22 protein-coding genes are annotated in these 23,574 nt (G+C 50.3%); 11 read left to right on the top strand and 11 right to left on the bottom strand.

Features of this window, described 5'->3' with window-relative positions; translation table 11 throughout:
• Positions 1–60 precede the first annotated feature (60 nt).
• From FZD51_RS11620 to FZD51_RS11630, 3 genes are read right to left on the bottom strand one after another with little or no spacing between them, the layout of a single operon-like run.
• A complete protein-coding gene (locus FZD51_RS11620) occupies positions 61–1,638 on the bottom strand; it encodes a response regulator (protein ID WP_148974931.1) in 1,578 nt (525 codons plus the stop codon).
• Positions 1,616–3,088: a sensor histidine kinase gene (locus tag FZD51_RS11625; RefSeq protein ID WP_148974932.1), complete on the bottom strand. Its 1,473-nt coding sequence runs from the start codon at positions 3,086–3,088 to the stop codon at positions 1,616–1,618. The genes FZD51_RS11620 and FZD51_RS11625 overlap by 23 nt, the downstream gene beginning before the upstream one ends.
• A 1-nt stretch (position 3,089) precedes the next feature.
• Entirely contained in the window at positions 3,090–4,088 is a 999-nt protein-coding gene (locus FZD51_RS11630; RefSeq protein ID WP_148974933.1) for a sugar-binding protein, read from the bottom strand.
• A gap of 218 nt (positions 4,089–4,306) precedes the next feature.
• On the opposite strand from FZD51_RS11630, the gene FZD51_RS11635 reads away from it, so the two are divergent.
• Positions 4,307–5,203: an AraC family transcriptional regulator gene (locus FZD51_RS11635; RefSeq protein ID WP_148974934.1), complete on the top strand. Its 897-nt coding sequence runs from the start codon at positions 4,307–4,309 to the stop codon at positions 5,201–5,203.
• Between the two features lie 12 nt (positions 5,204–5,215).
• Positions 5,216–5,593, top strand: a complete 378-nt coding sequence (locus tag FZD51_RS11640) for a VOC family protein (protein WP_148974935.1) — start codon at positions 5,216–5,218, stop codon at positions 5,591–5,593.
• 29 nt (positions 5,594–5,622) lie between these two features.
• Here FZD51_RS11640 and FZD51_RS11645 read toward each other — a convergent pair whose 3' ends face one another.
• Both FZD51_RS11645 and FZD51_RS11650 read right to left on the bottom strand, forming a co-directional pair.
• The gene (locus FZD51_RS11645) at positions 5,623–6,618 is read right to left on the bottom strand and encodes an HAAS signaling domain-containing protein (RefSeq protein ID WP_187445724.1); all 996 of its coding nucleotides are present in this window, start codon (positions 6,616–6,618) and stop codon (positions 5,623–5,625) included.
• Positions 6,605–6,952, bottom strand: a complete 348-nt coding sequence (locus FZD51_RS11650) for a PadR family transcriptional regulator (RefSeq protein ID WP_148974937.1) — start codon at positions 6,950–6,952, stop codon at positions 6,605–6,607. The genes FZD51_RS11645 and FZD51_RS11650 overlap by 14 nt, the downstream gene beginning before the upstream one ends.
• 459 nt (positions 6,953–7,411) lie before the next feature.
• Between FZD51_RS11650 and FZD51_RS11655 the strand changes: the two genes are divergently transcribed.
• From FZD51_RS11655 to FZD51_RS11670, 4 genes are all read left to right on the top strand, one after another.
• A complete protein-coding gene (locus tag FZD51_RS11655) occupies positions 7,412–8,320 on the top strand; it encodes a Gfo/Idh/MocA family protein (RefSeq protein ID WP_148974938.1) in 909 nt (302 codons plus the stop codon).
• Positions 8,321–8,508: 188 nt separating this feature from the next.
• Positions 8,509–8,961, top strand: a complete 453-nt coding sequence (locus FZD51_RS11660; protein WP_148974939.1) for a DUF305 domain-containing protein — start codon at positions 8,509–8,511, stop codon at positions 8,959–8,961.
• Between the two features lie 527 nt (positions 8,962–9,488).
• A complete protein-coding gene (locus tag FZD51_RS11665; RefSeq protein WP_148974940.1) occupies positions 9,489–10,808 on the top strand; it encodes an MFS transporter in 1,320 nt (439 codons plus the stop codon).
• A gap of 58 nt (positions 10,809–10,866) precedes the next feature.
• Entirely contained in the window at positions 10,867–11,856 is a 990-nt protein-coding gene (locus tag FZD51_RS11670) for an ornithine cyclodeaminase family protein (RefSeq protein ID WP_148974941.1), read from the top strand.
• Between the two features lie 17 nt (positions 11,857–11,873).
• Here FZD51_RS11670 and FZD51_RS11675 read toward each other — a convergent pair whose 3' ends face one another.
• Genes FZD51_RS11675 through FZD51_RS11695 form a run of 5 tightly spaced genes read right to left on the bottom strand, consistent with a single transcriptional unit; the run spans position 11,874 to position 17,142 of the window.
• The gene (locus FZD51_RS11675) at positions 11,874–12,374 is read right to left on the bottom strand and encodes a (2Fe-2S)-binding protein (protein ID WP_148974942.1); all 501 of its coding nucleotides are present in this window, start codon (positions 12,372–12,374) and stop codon (positions 11,874–11,876) included.
• On the bottom strand, positions 12,371–13,210 hold the full coding sequence (locus FZD51_RS11680; RefSeq protein WP_148974943.1) for an FAD binding domain-containing protein: 840 nt from the start codon (positions 13,208–13,210) through the stop codon (positions 12,371–12,373). Before FZD51_RS11680 ends, FZD51_RS11675 begins: the two co-directional genes overlap by 4 nt.
• Positions 13,207–15,528, bottom strand: a complete 2,322-nt coding sequence (locus FZD51_RS11685; protein WP_148974944.1) for a xanthine dehydrogenase family protein molybdopterin-binding subunit — start codon at positions 15,526–15,528, stop codon at positions 13,207–13,209. The genes FZD51_RS11680 and FZD51_RS11685 overlap by 4 nt, the downstream gene beginning before the upstream one ends.
• Position 15,529: 1 nt before the next feature.
• A complete protein-coding gene (locus tag FZD51_RS11690) occupies positions 15,530–16,147 on the bottom strand; it encodes an NTP transferase domain-containing protein (protein ID WP_148974945.1) in 618 nt (205 codons plus the stop codon).
• Positions 16,144–17,142, bottom strand: a complete 999-nt coding sequence (locus FZD51_RS11695) for an XdhC family protein (protein WP_148974946.1) — start codon at positions 17,140–17,142, stop codon at positions 16,144–16,146. The genes FZD51_RS11690 and FZD51_RS11695 overlap by 4 nt, the downstream gene beginning before the upstream one ends.
• 319 nt (positions 17,143–17,461) lie before the next feature.
• Between FZD51_RS11695 and FZD51_RS11700 the strand changes: the two genes are divergently transcribed.
• The 4 genes from FZD51_RS11700 (at position 17,462) to FZD51_RS11715 (ending at position 21,951) form a co-directional block, all read left to right on the top strand.
• A complete protein-coding gene (locus tag FZD51_RS11700; protein WP_148974947.1) occupies positions 17,462–18,151 on the top strand; it encodes a response regulator transcription factor in 690 nt (229 codons plus the stop codon).
• A complete protein-coding gene (locus FZD51_RS11705; RefSeq protein ID WP_148974948.1) occupies positions 18,148–19,152 on the top strand; it encodes a sensor histidine kinase in 1,005 nt (334 codons plus the stop codon). The genes FZD51_RS11700 and FZD51_RS11705 overlap by 4 nt, the downstream gene beginning before the upstream one ends.
• A gap of 101 nt (positions 19,153–19,253) precedes the next feature.
• Positions 19,254–20,015: an ABC transporter ATP-binding protein gene (locus tag FZD51_RS11710; protein ID WP_148974949.1), complete on the top strand. Its 762-nt coding sequence runs from the start codon at positions 19,254–19,256 to the stop codon at positions 20,013–20,015.
• The gene (locus tag FZD51_RS11715; RefSeq protein WP_148974950.1) at positions 20,005–21,951 is read left to right on the top strand and encodes an ABC transporter permease; all 1,947 of its coding nucleotides are present in this window, start codon (positions 20,005–20,007) and stop codon (positions 21,949–21,951) included. Before FZD51_RS11710 ends, FZD51_RS11715 begins: the two co-directional genes overlap by 11 nt.
• A gap of 60 nt (positions 21,952–22,011) precedes the next feature.
• On the opposite strand, the gene FZD51_RS11720 is transcribed toward FZD51_RS11715, so the two are convergent.
• Entirely contained in the window at positions 22,012–22,620 is a 609-nt protein-coding gene (locus FZD51_RS11720; RefSeq protein WP_148974951.1) for a LysE/ArgO family amino acid transporter, read from the bottom strand.
• Positions 22,621–23,008: 388 nt separating this feature from the next.
• Here FZD51_RS11720 and ahpC point away from each other — a divergent pair, with 388 nt between their 5' ends.
• Complete coding sequence (gene ahpC, locus FZD51_RS11725) at positions 23,009–23,572, top strand: alkyl hydroperoxide reductase subunit C (protein WP_009794427.1); 564 nt, start codon at positions 23,009–23,011, stop codon at positions 23,570–23,572.
• Positions 23,573–23,574 lie beyond the last annotated feature (2 nt).

Here is a 23,574-nt window from a genome sequence, read left to right on the forward strand (position 1 = left end):
AATAGAACTAGTACTAAACTCACTTTTTCCAGCAGAAAAGGACCCCTCATATGGAGTCCTTCAGCTTTCCTTGCGGTATTCGGTTGGCGATAGGCCGGTGTGCTTTTTGAAGACGCGGCTGAAGTAGTTGGGATCTTTGTAGCCGATGCTGTAGCAGATTTCCTTCAGGCTGAGGGAGCCTTCCTTGAGGAAATGCTTTGCCTTCCTGATCCGGACGTCGGTGACGAAATCGATGAAGGTCATCCCGAAGCGGTCTTTGAACAGCTTGGAAAAATAGAATGGGCTCAAGTCTACATATTCAGCGGCCGACTCGAGGGTAAGCGCGTCTGCATAGTGGGCTTCGATATATTCCTTTGCTTTGTAGAGCATATCTTTGGCATGGCTGTTCCGCCATGCCTGTACATGCCGGACTATGCGGAGGAGATGATTCTTGCCCTGCTCAAACAGGACCGCGCTGTCCTGATAATCGCTGAGCTCGGGCACCTGCCTGTAATCAATGCCAAGTTCATAGAGCATTCTTGATACCAGCACAAACAGCTCTTGAAGAGACCGGCGGATGTATGCTGTTTCCTGGGCTTCCTCAGCATGGCTGCCCATAAAGCGGTCGAAGGCGGACAGGACATGATTCACATCCGCCTGGCGCACTGCTTCCAGCAGCTCTTTTTCTGCGTTATAGCCAGGCGGCGGGCTCCCTGCAACAGTTTTCCCCTGCTTTTCCCCGAATAAATAAGACCGTCCGGGCAGCTGCTTGAGCTTCTGAAGGGCCAAAGCGCTTTCGTGGTAGGATTTAGTCAGTTCCTGTGCGTCCTCGTACGGATGGCCGATTCCTGCTTTTAATTCCGCTTCTCCGAATTTTTTCGAGAATCTGGCAAGGAGGGCATCCAGCACGGTTTGGGACTTGGATTTGAAATGCAGTTTTTCAGCCGGTTTTTGGCAAAGGAATAATACAGGGACCTGATCTTCAACGAGCGGCCCGACCATTGCCTCCTGATGCTCAGGCAGGCTGGCGAGTGTTTCTTTCAGCCAGCTGTACCACTCTTTTCTCCGGTCCTCTGAAACTTCCCCGCCAGGCTTCGGCTGGCAGCTGAACAGCATGATATAGCCTGAGAGGATCTCCTTGCCCAATAGCCTGCCCCAGCTTTCAAAGGTGATGTCCTGCACCTGGTTCATCATAAGGGAAGCGACCCACTCTTTTTGGGCAATGGACACTGCTTTTACAAGGTTTTCCTTCAGGCTACGCTCTTCTTCCCTTTTCCGGCGCTCTTCCATGATTTCACCGGCCGCGCTTTCAAAGGCTGCGGTAATGTCCGCCTTTGAGCTCGGCTTCAGGATATATTGCTTTACCCCCTGCTGCATCACTTTCTTGGCATATTCGAAGGTATCAAAAGCCGAAACCATGATGAATCTTGTTTCCGGCCTGATTTTCCGGATTTCCCGGACAGCCTCGATTCCGTCTACGCCCGGCATCTTAATGTCCATAAATATAATATCCGGCTCATGCTTTGCTGCCATTTCAATCGCAATCCGTCCATTGGCTGCTTCCCCTACCACTTCGGCATGATTGAATGAGCTGCGGATCATTTTGGCTACGGCCTTTCTCTCCAATACCTCATCATCAACGACCAGTACTTTGAGCAAGCTTTTCTCCCCCTTTTGCCATGGCTGGGATCACCAGCCTGAAAGTTGTTCCCTTCCCCGGCCCTGATTCGATCTCCACGACATTCTTTTTCTGATAAAACAGCTGCAGCCTCTTCATGACATTCCTGACTCCGATGCCTGTCGAATGCCCGCTTGGCTGTTCCTTAGGCATAGCTTCCTCCAGCCCCTCTGCATAGGCCAGCAGCCTTCTTTTTGCCTGCGGGTCCATCCCGGGGCCGTTATCGCTCACTTCTACAAGAATCTCCTCACCTTTGCGGTTGATGTCCAGGCGGATAATGCCATTTTCTTCGTACTCTTCCACCCCGTGTATGAAGGCATTTTCAATTAAAGGCTGCAGTGTCAGTCCCGGTATTTCAACGTCCAGGCAGTCTTCCTCAATGTCAGTCTCAAAGCGGATGCGGTCTCCAAAGCGTGTCTGCTGGATATAAAAATACTCCTTAACCACCCTGACCTCTTCCCGGAGAGTCGAAGCTTTGTCCAGATCCCCCAGGTTGTAGCGAAGGAGGGCCCCGACGGATTCAATGAGGCGCGAGGTTTCCTCTGCGTCCTCCAGATATGCCATTTTAGATATCGTATTCAGTGTATTGAACAGAAAATGCGGATTGATCTGATTCTGGAGACTCCTAAGCTCCAGCTCCTTCAGCAGTTTGTCCAATTCTGACTTCTGCTTGATTTCGATGACCAGTGTCCTGAGGTTTTTCCTCATCTGATTGAAGGTATCTGTCAGCAGCTTCAGTTCATCCTTGGCCGCCACTTTGATTTCCTCGCCGTCCAGATTCCCTTTTGCAATCTGCCTCGCCGCCTCTGAAAGCTTGGAAATTGGCTTGGTGATCCCTCCTGATATCCAGAAGGCCAGCAGCGTGCTTAGAAAGAAGGCGGCGGCAAAGAGGGACAGGGAAAGCATTTTATAATAATGGTTCTGCTGCTCCATCTGTCTGTAGAAGGAGCGGTAGTCGGTCAATTTATTGTTCAGCAGGGCAAGCGTATTTTCCTGGAGAAAACCGCCGATCTTAAGCACCTCATTCAGATGGCCCGAGTACGTGTTGATTTCATCCCGCTGGAAGGCTTCGAGCGAGGCATCTGTTTCCTCCAGAAAGCTGTCGATCATGTTTTTATAGTTAACGAGCGTCATATCGCTGGTATCCATAATCTCATAGAGCCTTTTCTGGTCATCTACAAGCTTCGTCTTTTCCTGCTCATATTGGAGCAGATAGGAATGGTCCTTATCTGTGATATAGGCCTTCAGCTTCTCGGTCACCAAATCGGTCCGCTGGGAGATATCGTTAAGAAGCAGAAATCTCTCAAAGCTGTTGTCATACTCAGTGACCAGTTTTTCGCTGGCTTTATAGAAAAACAGGCCGACAGAAGTCAGGAGGGCGACGAGGACAATAAAATATAAGAGCAGCTTTGACCTTATCCGGAACAGCATATTAGTGGACCTCCCTGATTTGTTCCTGATTGCTGATCGGCAGGTCTGCTTTTCTCAGAATCTTTGTATCGGTATGGACAAGAGGCGGAACCTCCCTGCCTTCGAGCAGGTCTATCATCATCCGGACAGACTTATAGCCCATCTCGAACGGCTCCTGCACAACTGTTCCCTGGATGGTTCCATTCTTCATATAGTCAAGGGTTTCAGGAAGCGTGTCGAAGCCCATGACATATATATCCCCCTGCCTCTGCATCATTTCCACCACCTGGGCGATCCCGATGGCATCAAGGGCACTTGTTCCATAGAAAGCGGTTACATTCGGATGCTCTTTTAAGATCTGATACGCTTTTTCGGCTGCCTTTACTCTGCTGATCTCGGATTCTTCCACATCAATGATGCGGATGTTTTTTTCGCTTCCGACTGCAGCCTTGAAGCCGTTTACCCGCTGGATCTGGTGGTTTGCATAGAAATTGCCCGTGATGATGGCCACTTCAGCCTTTCCGTTCAGATCCTTGACAAGCGCCCTTCCGGCCAGATAGCCGGCATAATAATTATCCGTGCCGATATAGGCAACGCGCTCACTGTTGGCTGCATCTGTATCAATGGTGATAACAGGGGTTTTCCCGACCACTTTATTGATGAGGGGCGTGAACTGTTCATCGCTCAGGCCCTGCGTGATGATGCCATCAACCTTAGAGGCTGCTGCCTTTTCAATGGTTTCCAGATGTTCGTCAATGCTGGCCTGATTCGGCCCGGCATACTCGAGGACAACACCCGCTTCCTCCGCAGCCTTCCTGGCCCCTTTTTCAACAAGCCTCCAGTACTCATTATCCAATTCCTCCGGCACAAGCACAAAGTGATAGCGGTAATCCTCAAGCTTGCCGGGTTCCTGGGGAACATGATGGGCAATCACTTTATAACCATAGAAAACAGCCATCGTACAGCTGATCACAAAAAAGAAGCTTAGAGATGTATAGGCAAACACTGACCATTTGCTCATGGCAGACAACCCTCTTTTTAAAATGGTAGATTGATAGGAACAATGACCGAAGCCAAAGCCATGCTTTAGCGAATAGGAATATTATAACGCCTCTTTTCAAAAGGTGGTATAATTTTCAGAATTCAAGACAGGATTTCTGTGAATAAAAGATCTTCTGGAGGAAGTCTGCGCTATAATAGAATTATTCAAATTCTGGGAAAAACGTACAGGTGAGAAGAATGAATAAGCATCCTGCATCAAATTATGTGCTCCAAGCCAGGAGCAATGAATTTTACTGGGAAGGAGGCGGCCAGCTGTCGGTCAAAACCTTTCGGAACGGCCGTGCCCGGTATAAAAAAGGTCCTGGAACTTATGCTGTGGAGGAAGGACGCTATCTGCTTTTGAATGAGGGAGATTATGCCCTTTCCATTGAGGAGGCACACCCGGTCGAGTCATTTTGTGTATTTTTCCGGGACGGGTTCGCAGGGGAGGTGCTGCAGTCGCTCAAAGCGGATCCTGACAGGCTTCTCAGCGACCCCTTCCGCCCTGCCTGTGATGAAGGATTCTTTGAAAGGACATACCAGCCCGGAGAGGGTTTGAGCGGCCGGCTTGCGGGATTGCAGGAAGCGCATCTGCTTTCGGAAGATCCCGCTGCCTATGAAGAGCTTTTTTATCCGCTTATGCAGGAGATTCTCCTTGAACAGTCATATGCAAGAAGGGAAGCCTCAGCTATCGGAGCCGAGAAGCGTTCAACCCGAGAGGAACTTTATAAGCGCCTGATGACAGCCTATGAATATATAAGGGCCTGCTATGCAAGCCCGGTTACATTAGATGAACTTTCAAAAATCGCCTGTCTTTCTCCTAATCATCTGCTCAGGACTTATACAGGATTCTTCGGCAGGACACCCCATCAGCATCTGGCAGAGCTCAGGGTCAGAAAGGCAAAGGAGATGCTGGAAAATGAGGAGTGGAATATGACGGATATCAGCTTTGCAGTGGGCTTTCAGACCCCCTCCTCCTTCAGCAAAATGTTCAGGAAGCATACAGGGTTATCCCCCCTCCAGCACCGGAAAAAGGTGAGATTGGACAAGAATGAGACAGGTTTTTCGACTATGCTGGAGAAGAAGAATAATTAAGGAGTGATACAAATGCAGGAAATCCAGAAAATCAGCCAGATCGGCATCCCGGTCAAAGATATGGAAAGAGCAGTCCCGTTTTACCGGGATGTACTGGGGCTTCCGCTCTTATTCAGCATGGAGACAATGGCATTCTTTGAATGCGGCGGACAGCGCCTGATGCTGAGCCTGCCGGAAAAGGAAGAGTTTGCCCATCCAAGCTCTGTCCTTTATTTCCAGGTGGAGGATATCCGCAAATCCTGCAGGGAGCTCGCTGAAAAAGGAGCAGGCTTCTCAGGCGATCCGCATATGGTCGCCAAAATGGGAGATACCGAGACATGGATGGCGTTTTTCCAGGATACTGAAGGAAATACACATGCCTTGATGAGCGATATTCCGATACAGCAATAAACCCGCCTTTTATGGCGGGCTTTTCTTTTTCAGCGGATCCGGGATTTTCTGAAGGCGTGGTACACCTCTATCGCACCAAAGACAATGATGGAGACAATGCCGCCCCAGAGAACCCAGTGTTCAAGGCGGAGCGAAGCATGGAAGAGTTCATCCATATAACCGGTAAAGTCCTTGTTCCAAACAGAGGAATTGCTGAAGATGAGGATAAAAGCTGCTAATGATATGGCCTGTGAGGCAGCTGTCAGGATCGCCAGCCCCTTCGTCCACTGTCCCTTCATCCATTTAAGCAAAATTAATATGAGCTCCAGAATGACGGCAGCCATTACAATTGGCCAATAGGAATTCAGGATGTCCTGCTGGAAAACCGGTATCCTGAATTCCAATCCGGCACTGCCTTGTTCATATAATCCAATGATTTTATCGGCATTAAAGTAGGAAGCAGCGAAAATAATGGTTATGATCAGTCCCGCGATCGGCTCATGCTTTGGAATCCTTTTTTCCCTGCTGATCTGCGGCACATCTTTCAGGTCGTCCGGGGTCCATTTTTGCAGGCTGTCTGTTACCGGCTCCTGATTGTTTCCTTTGTCAGTCCTTTCGATGACGGCAAACACCAGTGTCAGCCAGAAAACTGTCTGAATGCCGGCGCCGAGCATCCCCCAAATGCCTGCTCCAAAAACAGCGAGAATAATATCAAGCGCAGATTCGCCAGTGTTCCGGGCCATGATTTCGACGGCTGCATTTGCAAGGAATGCGATAACAGCTGCGATGGGCAGAATCAGCTTGTTGAGATGCACGTAAACATCGAAATACCGGGGCCCGATCAGATGCATCGGCCGGTCCATATAATTGGCCGCGAGCCTGGCCGGGCTGCCCAGCTTCGTGAGCACCTCTTTTATATCTTTCTCCTCATAATCATCCGGAAGCATATCCTCGATTGCCGAACGAAGCTCAAGTCCAATATCCTCCCGCTTCCCTTCCGGAAGGCGGCGCACCACCTCTTGAATGTAAAGCTCAATCAGGTTCATCCTTTCCATCCCCTTTCAGCAGGCCGCGAAGTTCCTGTGTGCTCCGCTCCCACTCTTTTTTCAGCTCTTTGTAAACCTCTGTCCCGTAATCGCTCAGCACATAGTAGCGCCGCGGCCTGCTTTCGCTCGTATCCCAGCTGCTTGTAACAAGCTCCTGCTTTTCCAGACGCCTGAGAAGTGGATACAATGTACTCTGCTCAATTGAAATGCCGCCTGCCTCCAGCCTCTGCACGAGTGAATAGCCATATTGCGGCGTGTCCAGCTGGCTGAGCACAGCAAGCGTCAATGTCCCCCTCCGCAATTCCGTCATTAAACTGTTCAGCAATGAATCCATCAGCTTCACCTCATTAATCTCATGTATTTCTGGGTAGTTTGCTATATGTCATACAGTATACTACATACTATGCGATATACACTATTATTGATCACATAATATTTGATTTTTTAAAAACTGAGGCACCTGCCCATACCTTTTTTGGCGGAATTGCTATAATCAGGGAGACATCGGCAAATCATATAACCAGCATAAAGGTATTGAAATGCTGGAAAAGGTCCGCGGCACTAAGCGGTTTTCCAGCGGCCTTTTGACCTTATCGGAGAGCATCCGGCCGATTTTTTCCATTACTGTCTTCGGTATTTCCCATACAGGGAATATAAAAGATGCGGAGTATTTAAAATCCGGGATTGAGAGCCGGTGCCATCGTCAACTATATGGGCGCGACGATGGCACTATGCCGGCAAGGGCGGGAGCATCATTTCATTTGTATAAAAATTTTTGGAACGGAGTGAGCATATGAAAATTGGCATCATCGGCCTTGGGGACATTGCTAAAAAGGCTTATCTGCCTGTATTGTCGGAACAGGAAAATATTGAGCTTGTGCTTTGTACAAGAAATGCGGAGACGCTCAATCAGCTTGCAGACAAGTACAGAATCAGGGAAACGGCCGGCACTGTTGAGGAGCTGATTGCTGCAGGGGCTGAGGCAGCCATTGTCAGCACAGCGACCGAGGCTCATTTTGAAATCGCAGAAAAACTGCTTTTGCATAACATCCATGTCTACATAGACAAGCCTGTTTCCATGAACTTGGAAGAAACCGAAAAGATTGTCAGTCTGGCAGAAGAAAAAGGCAAAATTGCCATGGTCGGCTTCAACCGCCGCTTCATCCCAAGGGTTAGGGAACTGAAGGAGCATGGCAGGGCGAGCCTGATCCTGATGCAGAAGAACCGCTTCTCCTCCCCTGACGCTTTGAGGAGATTCGTGGTGGAGGACTTCATCCATGTGGTCGACACACTGCGCTTCCTCATGGATGAGCCGGTCAAGGATGTTTCTGTCCAGTCAAAAGGATCAGGCGGCAAGCTGGACCACCTCATCGTTCAGCTGATCGGGGAAAGCAGCACGGCAGTCGGCATGATGAACCGCAATGGCGGGGTTACTGAGGAAATCATCGAGTACAGCACCGGACAGGATAAGTATGTGGTCAATGCCCTTGTCGAAACGGTCCACTATCATGACAAAAGCATCCAGGTGACCAAATTCGGCGACTGGGAGCCCACCCTCTACAAACGCGGCTTCTATCAGCTGATCGGCCATTTCCTCGACGCAGTCCGGCAGAATAAAACCCCGGACCCCTCTATCGAAGACTCGCTTATTACCCACCAGATCTGCGAGGAGATTGTCAGGCAGGTTGATTCGAAGGCTTAAGCAGGATGAGGGGACAGGTTTCGTGGTACGATCTTTGAATGACAATGGAATAAAAGAAAAGCCGGGAGCATCTGCTTCCGGCTTTTTGTGCTGGCCTGCGGTATTAGCCGCCTTGAGAATTTCTGGTTTGTTCCGGGTGCTGCAAGGGAACGAGCATTATAGAAACTATAAAGAAAGAGGGGTTCGCAATGAAGCAGTACGCAAGATTTGGATTGATGATCGCCGTTTCGACGGTCATTATGTTTGGACTTATGTATTTAAATGTATTTCAGCTCGATCATATTTTTTACAGCGAGACACGGGTGTATATGGCGCTGATCATGGGATCGGCCATGGCCATTGTCATGCTGCTGTTCATGTGGAAAATGTACAAAAATAAGCAGCTGAATTATATGATTTTAGCGGGAAGCGCCCTCGTATTCGCGGTTTCCCTCTGGCTTGTCCGCAGCCAGGCGACCATCGATGACACCGCATGGATGAAAGCGATGATCCCCCACCACTCCATCGCCATCCTGACGAGTGAACGCGCCAGTATTTCGGATCCGAGAGTCAAGAAGCTGTCTGAGGATATCATTGAAGCGCAGCGCAGGGAAATTGAGGAGATGAAGAAGCTGATTGAGGATCTGGAGGAAAAAGAATGACGGAATGGAAAGGGCGGATTCCAACTTCCTCTCCGCCCCCTTAGTCATGCTTCCATTGGTGGCCTTTCAATGCATGACTCGGATGATTTCCACCCTGTTATGCATTGATTAGAGGTTTTTTTATGCGTGACTCAAATGTTTTCCTCTCAGTCATGCATTGATTGGAGGTTTTTCTATGCATGACTCGATTGACTTCCTCTCAGTCATGCATTGATTAGGGGTTTATCTATACATAACTAGGCCATACCCTCCACAGTCATGCATAGAATAGAGGCTTCTCCTAATACATAACCCATCAGCCACCGCAAGCCGATTACCCGCACCTCTCTCCCATCTATTTAATTCAGAAAATTTACAATTAATTATTTTTTACCCTTGTTTACAACAGGTATAGATTATATTCTAGTCTGTATAGCATTTTCCCTTTAAGTCCTGCTGGTAATTTTGATATTTATTTCAATACATAATGAGGCTGGATCATGGTAGATGCTGCTTGATGAGAAAACCAAATAGAAGGAGAGATGCCCATGGAGAAGAAGCTGGCGAATAAGGTATTGATTGCGAGTTTGATAGGAAGTTCGATTGAGTGGTTTGATTATTTTTTATACGGGACGGTGGCAGCGCTTGTTTTTAATCAGGTGATTTTCCACAGTGAGGATCCGGCTGTAGGCCTGCTGCTGGCATATGCTTCATTTGCGCTCGCGTTTTTCATCCGTCCGCTCGGCGGTGTGATTTTTGCCCATATCGGCGACAGGATCGGCAGGAAGAAAACGCTTGTCCTGACATTGTCGCTGATGGGGGGATCAACCGTTTTAATGGGGCTTTTGCCTACTTATGCTTCCATCGGGGTGGCAGCGCCAATCCTTTTGATTATCCTTCGCCTGATCCAGGGCATCGGGCTTGGCGGCGAGTGGGGCGGAGCGCTCCTGCTTGCAGTGGAATACGCGCCTAAAGAGAAGCGCGGCCTGTTCGGCAGCGTCCCGCAGATGGGCGTGACGATCGGAATGCTGCTCGGCACACTGGCATTATCCATCATGTCGCTGCTCCCGGAAGCGGCCTTCATGTCATGGGGCTGGCGCGTCCCTTTCATCCTTAGCGCCCTGCTCGTTATTTTCGGGCTGTGGATCCGCAAAGGGATCGATGAGACACCTTCTTTCAAGAAAGCCAAGGAAAAAGGCGAAATCGCGAAGGTTCCGTTCCTCGAAACAATGCGCACCCATTGGAGGGAAGTACTGATTGCAGTTGGCGCCAAGGTAGTCGAAACCGCACCCTTTTATATTTTTTCAACCTTCATTGTTTCCTATGCGACCACCCAGCTCGGCTTTTCGAGGACAGTGACGCTCAACGCGGTCACCATTGCCACGATTGTCACAACCATCCTGATTCCGATCATGGGCGGCCTTTCTGATAAGATTGGCCGAAAGAAGCTGTATGTCGGAGGCACAATCTTAATGATGCTCTATGCTTTCCCTTATTTCTGGATGCTTCAGCAGGGATCGTCCCTGATGCTGATCGTTGCGACAGTCCTCGGCCTCGGTATCATTTGGGCCCCTATAACGGCTGTGCTCGGGACTATGTTCTCTGAGATTTTTAAATCGAATGTCCGCTATACCGGCATTTCCCTGGGCTACCAAATCGGGGCTGCCCTTGCCGGGGGAACCGCGCCGCTGATTGCGACCGCCCTGCTCCAGGCATATGACAACTCCTATGTCCCGGTTGCCCTTTATATTATGCTGACTGCTGCCATCTCTCTGGTTGCCGTGGCAAGCATCAAGGACCGGAACAACCAGGACTTGGACACCGCCACAGTGATCTCAGAAACCCCAAAGACAAACGCTACGCTTTAAAAAAAGAAAAAGGAATTGCTGCGGCAGTTCCTTTTTTTCAGAAAGAGAGGAATTATGAATGCTTATTTTATCTGAAAAAGACATACGGTCCTTTTATTCTATGAAAAATGCCCTCCGGGATATGAGGGAAGGCCTGATCCGGCAAACAGAAGCTGAAATCCTCAATCCGCACCGGGCAGTCCTCGATATCCCCGAGCATGAAGCATCTGCCCTTTATATGCCATGCGCCATGCCATCGGCTGGAAAAACCGTTGTCAAAGCTGTTACCATTTTCCCGCACAACCCTTCCATCGGCAAGAAAACGACCCAGGGGGTGATTTTATTAAGTGATGCCAGGAATGGCGATCACCTTGCCCTTTTGAACGCCTCCTATCTGACAAGCCTGCGGACCGGGGCGATCAGCGGGGTGGCAACTGCGCATCTGGCGCGGGAGGATGCCCGGACTGTTGCTGTCATCGGCTGCGGGGCAATGGCAGAGGAACAGCTGCAGGCCGTCCTGGAGGTCAGGGAAATTTCCAGTGTTATCCTTTATAACCGCACCAGAGAAAAAGCTGAAAAATTTGCCCCAAAAATCAAGGAGCTTTGTCCGGACTTTAACGGGACCGTCACCATCGCTGACGAGGCTGACCTTGCGGCGGCCAAAGCGGATATCATCATCTGCGCCACTCGCTCTTCCACTCCTGTTTTTTCAGGGGAAGCGCTCAAGCCTGGCACCCATATCAACGGTGTCGGCTCTTATCAGCCTCATATGCAGGAAGTCGGCGAGGAGACGCTGCTGAAATGCTCTAAAATTGTGGCTGATACGATTGAGGGCGTAAAAGAAGAGGCTGGCGATTTGATCATTCCGGCAAATTCGGGAGCCTGGAGCTTTGATCAGCTGCACGGTGAACTGGGGGAGCTTGCGGCAGGAAAGATTTCCGGCAGGGAAAATGACCAGGAAATCACCTTTTTTAAATCAGTCGGCACAGCCTATTTCGACCTGGCCATTGCCAGTGCTGTCTATCAGAAAGCACTCGAACTCGGAGCAGGTACCGAGGTGGAAATATAGTAAAGAGAGGGACAGGCTTACTGTCCCTCTTTCGGCTGAGCCAAGGGGTCTGTCCCCTTGGCTCCCTGCCGCAGCACCGAGTGGATGGCCTGCTGGATTTCTTTGTATCCGGTGCATCTGCAGATATTGGATTGGAGCCATTCTGTTATGGTTTCTTCGTCTGCATGCGGGTCTGTCCGGGCGAGGGCGTGGGCATTCATGATGAAGCCTGATGTGCAATAGCCGCATTGGAATGCGAAGTGTTCGACGAAGGCTTTCTGGATCGGGGCATTCTTCAGCCCCTCAATTGTCTGTATCCTCTTTCCTTCTCCTTCAACCGCGAGCATCAGGCAGGACTTCATCGGGATATCATCAGCCAGTATGGTGCATGCCCCGCAGTCGCCGTTCAGGCAGCCCGGCTTTGAACCAGTCAGGCCCAGGCGCACCCGGAGCATATATAATAGAGTGTCTGCAGGTCTCGCAGAAAGCTCTACTTCCTCTCCGTTCACAATAAGCTTCAGCTGCTTAGAACTGGTCATTGCCTCTCACCCTCTAACTGTTGAATACAATCGGTTATGGTGTTCCTCAATACAAATAATCTGTACTCTTTCGACCCCTCTACATCATCCAGGACGGGCTGCGGCAGATAGGCGAGAGCTCTTTCAGCCCGTTCGGCGGCTGTCCATGCCCTGTCATTCAGCATCATCTCCATCTCCCGGGAACGGAACGGGAAAGGACAGACGCCGCTGAAGGCCATCCGGATTTCTCCTTCCTTCAGAAGTGCGGCTGCCGTTACGAGCGGGTAGCCTGTGTCCCACTGTTTTCTCCTTTTGATGCTCACGTACGGCAGATCCCTGTACTTTTTTTCAACCAGTATGGAAAAGAGGAATTCTCCTTCTTTAAGCCTGATTTCCTGTTCAAATACGTGATGGATCGGATGGTAAACAAGCCCTTCTGTTCCGGCGATCCCGAGCAGACAGTCTGACAGAAGCAGCGGCAGGACAGCTTCCCGGTAAAAAAACTGGCCGCAGATATTGCCGGCGAGTGTAATTTTATTGCGTGACGTCCTGTCGGCGATTTCGCTTGAGGTCTTTGCGAGCAGCGGGAACAGATTGGATTCCGCAATGGCGGTCAATGCAGCCCCTCCCCCAAAAATCAAATATTGCCCGTCTTCTCCCATTCCCTGATACCCTTCGACTCCTTTCAGGTCAATGACGGCATCTGTGTAAACAAGATTGAGCCTTCCCAATGTAATCAGCTCTGTGAGCCCGGAAAAATAAGAAGGCTTTTTCCCGCTGCTTCTATTTTCATAGTATTGCCTGACTGCCTCCTCAATGGACTGCGGCTTGCTGTATTGGAAGTCAAAAGGAATCATTGCTTTACCCCGCTGACTTTTCTCCACAATGTTTCAGGCAGGAGAGGAAGAGTATCAAGCTGGACACCGATGGCGAGGGACAGGGCATTCCCAAGCGCGGCAGGCATGCCGATGAGTCCGTGCTCGCCGGCTCCCCTGGCGCCATAAGGACCCGCAAGGTGAGGCGTTTCCACAAATTCAGTGATATATTCCGGCTCTTCTCCATAATGGAGCGGGCGGTAGGTTCGAAGCTGCGGATTCAAGATTCTTCCCTCCCGATCAAACACAAAAGATTCCCTGGCAGCAAAAGCGATTCCCATATTCATCGCCCCCATCACCTGGCCAAGGGCCCCTTTTTCATTTAAGACCTTTCCGATATCCATGACCGTATAGGCTTTCAGAATCCTGTATGTCAGGTCCCTTTTATCAAGCTCCACCTCAACCCCCTGGGCGGCCACCGTCCATTCCGGCCCAGGGTCCCCGGCACCTGTTTCAGGGTCAAGATAGGATACGAGAGGAGGTGTGTAATACCCGGCAGCAATGATCTGGCCCCCTATCGTATGGCCATTCGGATATGTGTAGCCGTAGGCCAATTCCCTTATGTCCAGCCCAATATGGGGACGGTCCGTTATGAATACTCTTCCGCCGGCAGTCTCAAGATCAACTGAAGGAACCTGCAATACGCAGGATGCCAGGTCCTTCAATTGCCTGATGGCATCATCTGCGGCTGCCAGAACTGCCTTGCCTGCCATATGGACTCCCTGGCTCCCGACCGTTTTCCAATGCTCAGGCACGGTCTGGGTATCAACAGCCATTTTTACATGAATCTGATCGACATTCATTTTCAGCCGGTCAGCCAGCATCTGGGCAAGCACGGTTTTCGTCCCGGTCCCGATCTCCACCACGCCTGACATCAGGTTGATGCTTCCGTCCGGATTGAACGTCAGGATTGCCCCCGAAGTGGCATCCGTATCAAAGGTGGATGTTTTCCACACACAGCATACGCCTTTTGCGCGGAGGGTCCTGTCTCCCGTTTCAGACAGCTGCCCTTCATCCCATTTCATCAAGTACTTTAACCGTTCGATGCACAGAGGCAGATTCCCGATCCGGCTCGGGCTGAGGACTACCTGTGTCGGTGTGGCATCGCCTGCCTTGATGCTATTTTTCAAGCGCAGCTCCAGCGGGTCCATGGCCAGTTTTTCAGCCAGCACATCCATTGTCCGTTCAAAGGCAAAGTGGACCTCGCTGTGGCTGTAGCCCCGGTAGGCCCCTGGATAAGGATGGTTGGTGTAGACACAGTAGGAGTTGCAGCAGATGTGATCGATCTTGTATGGCCCGGTGCAGTCGACCACAGCTGCGCGTGTGATATCAACCGATTTATCGGAATAGGCGCCGCCGTCAAAGAAGAATTCGATTTCAGCCGCTTTGAGGATGCCGTTCCTTGTGGCCCCGATCCTCACGGTTGCTTCAAGCCCGATATGGACCGGAGAGGTGATCATATCCTCTTCTCTTGTATTGAGCAGTTTGACGGGCCTGCCGCCGACTGCAAGGGAAGCCAGATAGGCGATGACCTCCAGCTGCACCGAGGCTTTCCCCCCGTATGCCCCGCCTACAAGCGGTGTGTGGACTATCACTTTTCCGGCAGGGATGCCGAAATACCATTCCATCAGTTTTTTTATCGCAAAAGGAGCCTGGCTGGAGGCTGTGAAAATCACCTCGCCATTTCCACGGATTTCAGCCGTAGCACAGCGTGTTTCTATGGCAGCATGGTCAGATGGCGGGAAGGAGATCGCAAACTCTGCCTCCACTTCGCTCTCCCTGAAGCCCTGCTCGATATTTCCTTTGCGGATTTTGTCCATGCTGGCGATATTGGTGCCTGGCACAGGATAGACCCTTTCCCTTTTCTCATAGCTTCCGAGGTTCTCATGGACGAGCGGGGCATCGCTTCTAAGGGCTTCCCTTGGTGAGTGGACGGCAGGAAGCGGCCTGTACTCAGCCTTGATCGCGTCCACCCCCTTTTTTGCGTTCAGCGGTGTATCTGCCACAACGACCGCTACAGGCTCCCCATGGTATCTCACCCTTTTATAGGCGATCGGCGGCCTGTCTTTGATTTCTTCCCCGGCAAGCGGAAAGGGTTCATCGCCTAATACTGCTTTTACACCAGGAATCTTCTTTGCCTCCGAGAAGTCGATGGAGACGATATCGGCATGGGCATGCGGACTGATGAGCATCTTGGCATGCAGCGTCCCCGTCTGCCGATAATCATTGGTATACTTCGCTTTGCCGGTCACTTTATCATAGGCTTCCTTGCGTATGACACTTTTTCCGATATAGTCCAACTCACTCCCCCCTCAGCTTTTTCAGCACTTCGTAATCCTCCGGTGTGTCGACATCATAGAAAAGCAGCGGCTTTTGGAAATCGATGATTTTCCCCTGCTGAAAAAGTTCCTCCCGGATGATGGACCGTGCGCCCTGATCTCCTTCTAATTTCAGCAGAAGAGGAAAACAGGCGCTGGAAAAGAGGACAGGCGGCATCGGGACCTTCTGGCTTGCGGGGGCGACAAACAGGCACTCTTCTTCCTTATAGCAATCTATTAATCTGTTAATCTGTTCAGCTCCAACGAAAGGCTGGTCTGCGAGAAGAATGACTGCCGCGTCTGCTTTGCTGCGTACCGCCTCCCGGATGCCGCATGAGATTGAATGGCCCTGGCCCCTGGCCGCTTCCCTGCAGACGGCGCGGCTCCATCTGCCTGCATATGGCGGTTTGAAAAAAGAAGGCAGAAGCCATGCTAATGAATCTTCTTCTTCAGTAATGATCAGAATATGATCCAGCCTGGAAAGCATCGCTTCTCCCAGGGCAGCTGAACCGAGCGGCATCCCCCGGTAAGGGAGCAAACGCTTATCCTTCCCCATCCGCCTGCTTCTGCCGGCAGCGAGATAGATGCCGGCGATTTTCATGGACGGCCCCTCAATTTCCGGATCATTTCGCCGACAATGCTGACAGCGATCTCCTCGGGGCCCTTCGCTCCGATCGGGAGGCCGGCAGGAGAATGGACTGTCTCCGGGGCAGTTCGGCCGCCCAGGAGGCGTTCTGTCCTTCTGGCGGGACCCAGCACGCCTATGTAGGACAGGGGGGCATCCTTCATGCGCGCCAGAATCATCCGGTCCTTCTCGAATTGGTGGGTCATAATGACAGCATAGTCCCTTTTTGTAAAAGTAAGCCCATCCAACGCCATTTCTGGGCTTCCAACGACACATTCAGCAGCTTCGGGGAAATTTTCGGGGCTGCATAAAGCTGGCCGCCAATCTACCAGGAAAACCTTGAAACCGGTCCGTGCCGCCAGGGAGACGAGCGGCCTTGCGTCCTCCCCCGCACCAAAGACATACAGGCGCGGTGCCGGAAAAATCGGGTGGACAAAAAAGAAATCCTCCGCTTCCTTTAGGAGTAAAGGACCCTCCTTCCATCCAGCCTGCAGTGTAAACGGGATATGGCCGCTTCCCAGTTGTGTTCCATCTTCGGCTATGTACAGGTCTCCATTAGATTCGAGCGAGTCTGTCAGCCGGATGATCCGTACAACAGCCTTTCCTTTGTCCAGCTTTTCTTTTAAAAAAAGAAGCTGCTGCCGCAATCTCTTGCCGACCGGCTCCAGCAGGATGGTGATCTTGCCATTGCATCCTGCCCCCTGCCCCCAGGACAGATCATCCTCGCTGCTCAGGTCATATTGGACTGCCGAGGATTTCCCTTCTGCATGGACGGCTTTGGCCCTAATCGCCAGATCCTCCTCCAGGCAGCCGGCCGTCAAAGTCCCTATCCTCTCCCCGTTTGCCATCAGAAGCATGGCAGCTCCCTCTTTCTTATAAGATGACCCTTCGACATGTATGATCACAGCAAGCGCTATTGGAAGTTCCCCGGCAGCCGCGGCGGCTTCCAAGATTCGATGCATATCCTCCATGTACTTCCCTCACTTTTTATAGCCTCTTCTATCCATATTCCTGAGGGCCTATCCTTATTTTGAAAGTGCGGTGATTTTCTTCACACTGGATTGGCGGCTAACTAAATGCATTTCGTTGCTCGGGGTTATAGATATCAAAAGCAAGCAGCTTTCATGGAATTTAATAACCGGGCTGAGGTCCCTCCGGCCCACTCACGAGCCACGGGGACAGGCACCCTGGCCTACTTGAGCCAAGGGGACAGGCACCCTGGCCCACTTGCCCATTTTCCATTATTTCCTTACACTTGAGGTAATTGATTAGAAACGTGTGGTGATGGGTGTGTTTAAGATTTTGCTGATTGAGGATGACCGGTCTCTTTTTCAGGAGATGGAGGAGCGGCTGGGACAGTGGTCGTATGAGGTGCATGGGATTAAGGATTTCAGCCTGGTGATGGAGGAGTTTGCGGAGATTAGGCCCGATTTGGTAGTCATTGATATTCAGCTGCCCCGCTTCGATGGCTTTCATTGGTGCCGGATGATCCGGTCGGGTTCGAATGTGCCGATCATCTTTTTGTCGTCTCGGGACCATCCGACAGATATGGTGATGTCGATGCAACTGGGTGCAGATGATTTTGTGCAGAAGCCGTTTCATTTTGAGGTGCTCATTGCCAAGATCCAGGCGATCCTGCGCCGCGTTTACAGCTACAGCACGGATGAAGTGAAGCTGAAGACATGGTGCGGTGCTGCAATCGACTTTGAACGGGGCATCGTGGAAAATGAAACCGGGCGAGTGGAGCTGACCAAGAATGAAATGTTCATTCTAAAGCAGCTGGTTGAGCAGAAGAACAAGATTGTGACGCGTGACCAGCTGATCAGCAGCCTGTGGGATGATAAACGTTTCATCAGCGACAATACCCTGACGGTTAACATCAACCGCCTGCGCAAAAGGCTTGAGGAAATCGGGCTGGGCAGCTTTATTGAAACAAAGGTTGGAATGGGCTATATGGCAGTGGAGGAGCAGAGCACATGATACGCCGTTTTCTGCGGGAGCGGCTTAGCTGGACTCTGTTCTTCCTGTTCGCCCACGCTTTGCTGCTGTTCATCTCATTCGTCGATTCTGCCATTCCCTTCGATAGCATTCTGTACTTTGCGGGACTGTCTTTCATTTCGTTTCTGATATTCCTGGCAGTCCGCTATCAGCGGGAGGCTCGCTTTTATAAAAACCTGGAGGAACGGTTAGGGGACCTGGATCCAGGCAGTCTCCCCGCCTCCTCCAGCCCGTTTGAAAAGGTTGTGGAAGAAGCCATGTATGAGCAGTCCGCCCTTTTGAAAAAAGAGGCCCAGGATCTCCACCTTGCCCTGGAGACAGAAAAGGACCAGATGCTTGCCTGGATCCATGAGGTTAAAACACCTCTGACCGCTTTGCACCTGATGATTGAAAGGATGGAAGACGGACCGCTCAAATCGAACCTTACCTATGAATGGCTCCGAATCCATCTGCTTCTCGACCAGCAGCTTCACCAGAAGCGGATCCCGTTTATTGAGAATGACCTGTACATACAGAAGATTGATTTGGAGGAAGTCATCCACCATGAGCTGCTGACGATGAAAGCCTGGTGCATCCAGAAAGGGATCGGCTTTGATATCAGCCTTGAGGAGACAGAGGTGCTGACAGACGGCAAATGGCTGGCTTTTATCATCAGGCAGATCCTGACGAACAGCATCAAATACAGCGATGCAGGAGACATTAAAATTAAAAGCTGGAAACAGCACGGGCAGACAAGGCTTGAAATCCGCGATTTTGGGCGGGGAATCGACCCGAGGGACCTGCCCCGTATTTTTGATAAAGGCTTTACCTCTACAATCAAGCATGAAGACCATGCTGCTACAGGGATGGGGCTGTATCTCACAAAAAAAGCGGCCGTTCCGCTTCTCATTGAGATAGAGGTGCAATCCGCTCTTGGTAAAGGCACGGCTTTTACCCTTACCTTTCCAAAGAGAAATGATTTTTCCCAAGTGATCAGCATGTGACAAGATTGTCACATGCTTTTCCTTTTTGTTCGTCTGCTGCAAGGATTTCCATCAGGGTTCTTTTTATAATAAGACTATCAAGATTAGAGGAGGAAGCTTATATGGCGATTTTAGAAGCAATCAAGCTCCATAAAAGCTACGGCACAAAGCTGAACAGGCAGGAGGTGCTGAAGGGCATTGACCTGGCGATTCATGAAGGCGAGTTCGTCGGCATCATGGGGGCATCCGGCTCGGGAAAAACAACCTTGCTGAATGTATTATCATCGATTGATAAAGCAACCGGCGGAACGATCCGGATTGAAGATAAAGAAATGACAGTCATGAAAGAAAAAAAGCTGGCTGAATTCAGAAAAAACCACCTTGGCTTTATTTTTCAGGATTATAACCTTCTGGACACACTGACGGTAAAGGAAAATATCCTCCTGCCGCTGTCCATTTCGAAGGTAGCAAAAAAAGAGGCGGACCAGCGCTTCCAAACCATCGCAGCTGAACTTGGCATCATGGACCTGAAAGACAAATACCCGAATGAAATCTCCGGCGGACAGAAGCAGCGGACATCGGCAGCGCGGGCTTTTATCCATGAGCCGAGCATTATTTTCGCCGACGAGCCGACCGGTGCGCTCGATTCAAAGGCTGCCGCAGACCTGCTGAACAAGCTGGGCGGATTGAATGAAAGCCGCAGGGCGACAATCGTCATGGTTACCCATGATCCCGCCGCGGCGAGCTACTGCAGCCGCGTGATTTTCATCAAAGATGGGCAGATCTATACGCAGCTGAATAAAGGAGAGCAGACAAGGCAGGCTTTCTTCAAGGATATTATGAAAACGCAGGCTGTGCTGGGCGGTGTGCAGGATGAGCGTTAACCAGCTGATTTGGAAGAACCTGAAGAAGAATGTGAAGAATTATTATCTGTATATCTTCGCGCTTATTTTCAGCGCAGCCTTGTATTTTGCGTTTGTCACCCTGCAGTACGACCCGGCAATGGATGAGATTGAGGGCTCCATCAAGGGCGGTGCCGGCATGAAAGCGGCCTCTGTACTTCTTGTGGCCATTGTGGCAGTCTTTCTTGTTTATGCCAACAGCCTGTTTACGAAAAGGCGCAGCCGGGAGATCGGCTTATTCCAGCTGATCGGCATGACGAAAAGCCGGATTTTCCGTATCCTGACCGCAGAGAATTTCATGCTCTACTACGGCTCACTCCTCATCGGCATGATGGCCGGTTTCCTGGTTTCCAAGCTGATGATGATGATTCTGTTCAAAATCACGGGTGTTGATGAAGTGGCTGAGCTCTATTTTTCCAATAAGGCTCTCATACAGACCCTTATCGTCTTTACAGCCATCTACCTGCTCATCATGCTGGTGAACTATCTGTTCATTAAAGGACAGAGCATCCTGTCGCTCTTCAGGGTCCAGTCATCCGCTGAAGAAAAGATCCGGAAAATGTCTATTTTCAATATCATCATCGGCATTCTCGGCATCATCCTGATTGCGGCCGGCTATTATGTGTCAGGCATCCTGTTTGAAGGAGATTTTTCATCAATGCCGGCACTGTTCGGAGCGATGATCTTCATTTTGGGATCTGTCATTCTCGGGACCTATTTCTTCTATAAAGGCTCAGTCAGCTTCATCATCTATCTGATCCGCAAGAAAAAGGACGGATATTTGAATGTAAAAGAAGTGCTCTCCCTTTCGTCCATCATGTTCCGGATGAAATCGAATGCGCTGCTGCTGACAATCATCACCACGGTGTCCGCCCTGGCGATCGGATTGCTTTCACTCAGCTATATCTCCTATTATTCGGCTGAAAAAATGGCGCGGGATAATGTACCGGATGATTTTTCCTTCACGGTCGAAGATAGTGCGGAGCGGTTCAGGCAGGAGCTGGATTCAAAAAACATCGATTACAGGGAAAAACGGATTGAAGTAGTTACAGCCTCAATTGATGTCAAAGACATTCAAGGGAAAAAGCTGGAGGAAATGAATTTCGATACCGATAAGATGGACTTGCCTGTCATCAGTGAAAGCTCGGCAGGGAGAAAAGACCTTGATGAAAATGAGGTCATTTTTACAGGCTACAGCGACGTTCTTCAAAGGTTCATGCCCTTGAAGGATTCCGGAAAGGTTGAGCTTCACACACAGAACGAGGATATCCCGCTCAATTACATTGGCCTGGAGAAGGATTATTTGATTCCGCTTTATTACACGAAAGGCGGCCTCCAGACCGCTATCGTGGATGACGCTGTTTTTAAGCAGCTGAAGGCGGAGAAGGATCCTGGGCTGCAGGATAAAAATAATGTGTATATCGGCATTGATATAAAAAATCAGGAACGCCTAAATGACGCCAATGAAGCCTTCCATGCACTGAAGCTTGGGGAAAGCGGGGAAAATGATTCACAGCTTGATGTGATGATCAGCCAGAAAAGCAATATGGGGCTCATCATGTTCATTGTGGGCTTCCTCGGGCTTTCCTTCCTCGTCACATCCGGCTGCATCCTCTATTTCAAGCAGATGGGCGAAAGCGAGGACGAAAAGCCGAATTTCACGATTCTCCGCAAGCTCGGCTTCACCACAGGAGATCTCATGAAGGGCCTTCAGGCCAAGCAGCTGTTCAGCTTCGGAATCCCGCTCGCGATCGGCCTTGTCCACAGCTACTTCGCCGTCCAATCCGGCTGGTTCATGTTCGGAGCCGAAGTATGGACACCCATGATCAGCGTCATGATCCTCTACACCATCCTCTACTCCATCTTTGGTGTACTATCCGTCCTGTACTCCAAGAAAGTCGTGAAGGATGCGCTATAAGCGAGCCAGGGGGTCTGTCCCCTTGGCTTAAAAGAGAGCCAGGGGGACAGACCCCCTGGCTCAAATCAATTGCCCGACCATATAGATTGCCATGGCCCAGAAGATGAGGGCCGAGATTTTGTTCATCAAGCCAAGGACTTTGCCGTTTTTGTCGATTTGGCCGAGCTTCCTGCCTGCGAAAGCCAGGCCCAGGAACCAGATCCATGAGACGCCGATGCATCCGGCAGAGAACAGCACTTTCTCATAGCCTTCATAGGCAAGGGAGCTTGTTCCGATTACACCGATCGTGTCCATAATGGCATGGGGATTCAGCAAGGAGACAGAAGCGGCGAAGGCAATCTGGCGCTTTGCCGTGAAGCTGCCCTGCCCTTCTCCTGCTGCGGGCTCCGGCCTGCTTTTCCACATCTGCCAGCCCATATAAGCAAGAAAGACGGCTCCTGCTGCAAACAGCAGCAGGAGCAGCCAGTCAAAGCTTAAAACAACAATAGACACCCCGGCAACCGCGAGCGAAATCAAAATGGTATCGCATATCCCCGCCGTCACCACTGCCGGCAGCGCACCGGTAAACCTTTTATGCAGAGCACCCTGATTAAAGATAAACACATTCTGAACGCCAAGCGGCAGGATCAGGCCGAAGGCGAGTATGATTCCGTGAAGCAATACTTCCACTTCCCATTACCCCCTATCCTTTAATAGAATAGCGGAGGAAAGCGATTCTGTCTTCAGAAAATTGTCCGGTCTGCCCTTTAAGAATCAGCTGCCTCGCTTCCGCGCCACGGGACCCGACCCCCCGGCCCAAATTATCAACTTTAATAAGGTAAATATGATTAATTGAAAATCGCCTGCTGTCCGGGACAAAAGAAATTAAATTAGTCCCAATCAGGATCCCACTAGGGAGGAAGCTATTTTAAAACAAATTTGCTTGTGCCTATCCCTTGACAAACCACACCCTAATATATAATAATTTATATCTGATTATAATAATTATAGATAAGTAATAGTGACGTCCTGTGGGCATGCTATTATTTTCTAAAAAAAATACTTAGGAGGAATTCAAATGTCTTTAATTGGAAAAGAAGTACTGCCATTCTCAGCAAAAGCTTACTTTAACGGTGATTTCATCGATGTAACAGAAGAAAACTTCAAAGGAAAGTGGAGCGTAGTCTGCTTCTACCCTGCAGATTTCACTTTCGTATGCCCAACTGAGCTTGAAGACCTTCAGAACGAATATGCAACTTTGAAAGATCTTGGAGTTGAAGTGTACTCTGTTTCAACAGACACTCACTTTACACATAAAGCTTGGCATGACCACTCAGAAGCAATCAGCAAGATCGAGTACGTTATGATCGGTGACCCATCACAAAAGATTACTCGCAACTTCGATGTTCTTGACGAAGAGGAAGGCCTTGCAGACCGCGGTACTTTCATCATCGATCCAGACGGCATCATCCAGACAGTTGAAATCAATGCAGGCGGCATCGGCCGTGACGCAAGCACAATCGTCAACAAAATCAAAGCAGCCCAATATGTACGCAACAATCCAGGTGAAGTTTGCCCTGCTAAATGGCAGGAAGGCGGAGAAACACTTAAGCCAAGCCTTGACCTTGTAGGAAAAATCTAAGG

Source organism: Bacillus infantis (assembly GCF_008180445.1).
Lineage (GTDB): Bacteria > Bacillota > Bacilli > Bacillales > Cytobacillaceae > Bacillus_AB > Bacillus_AB infantis_B.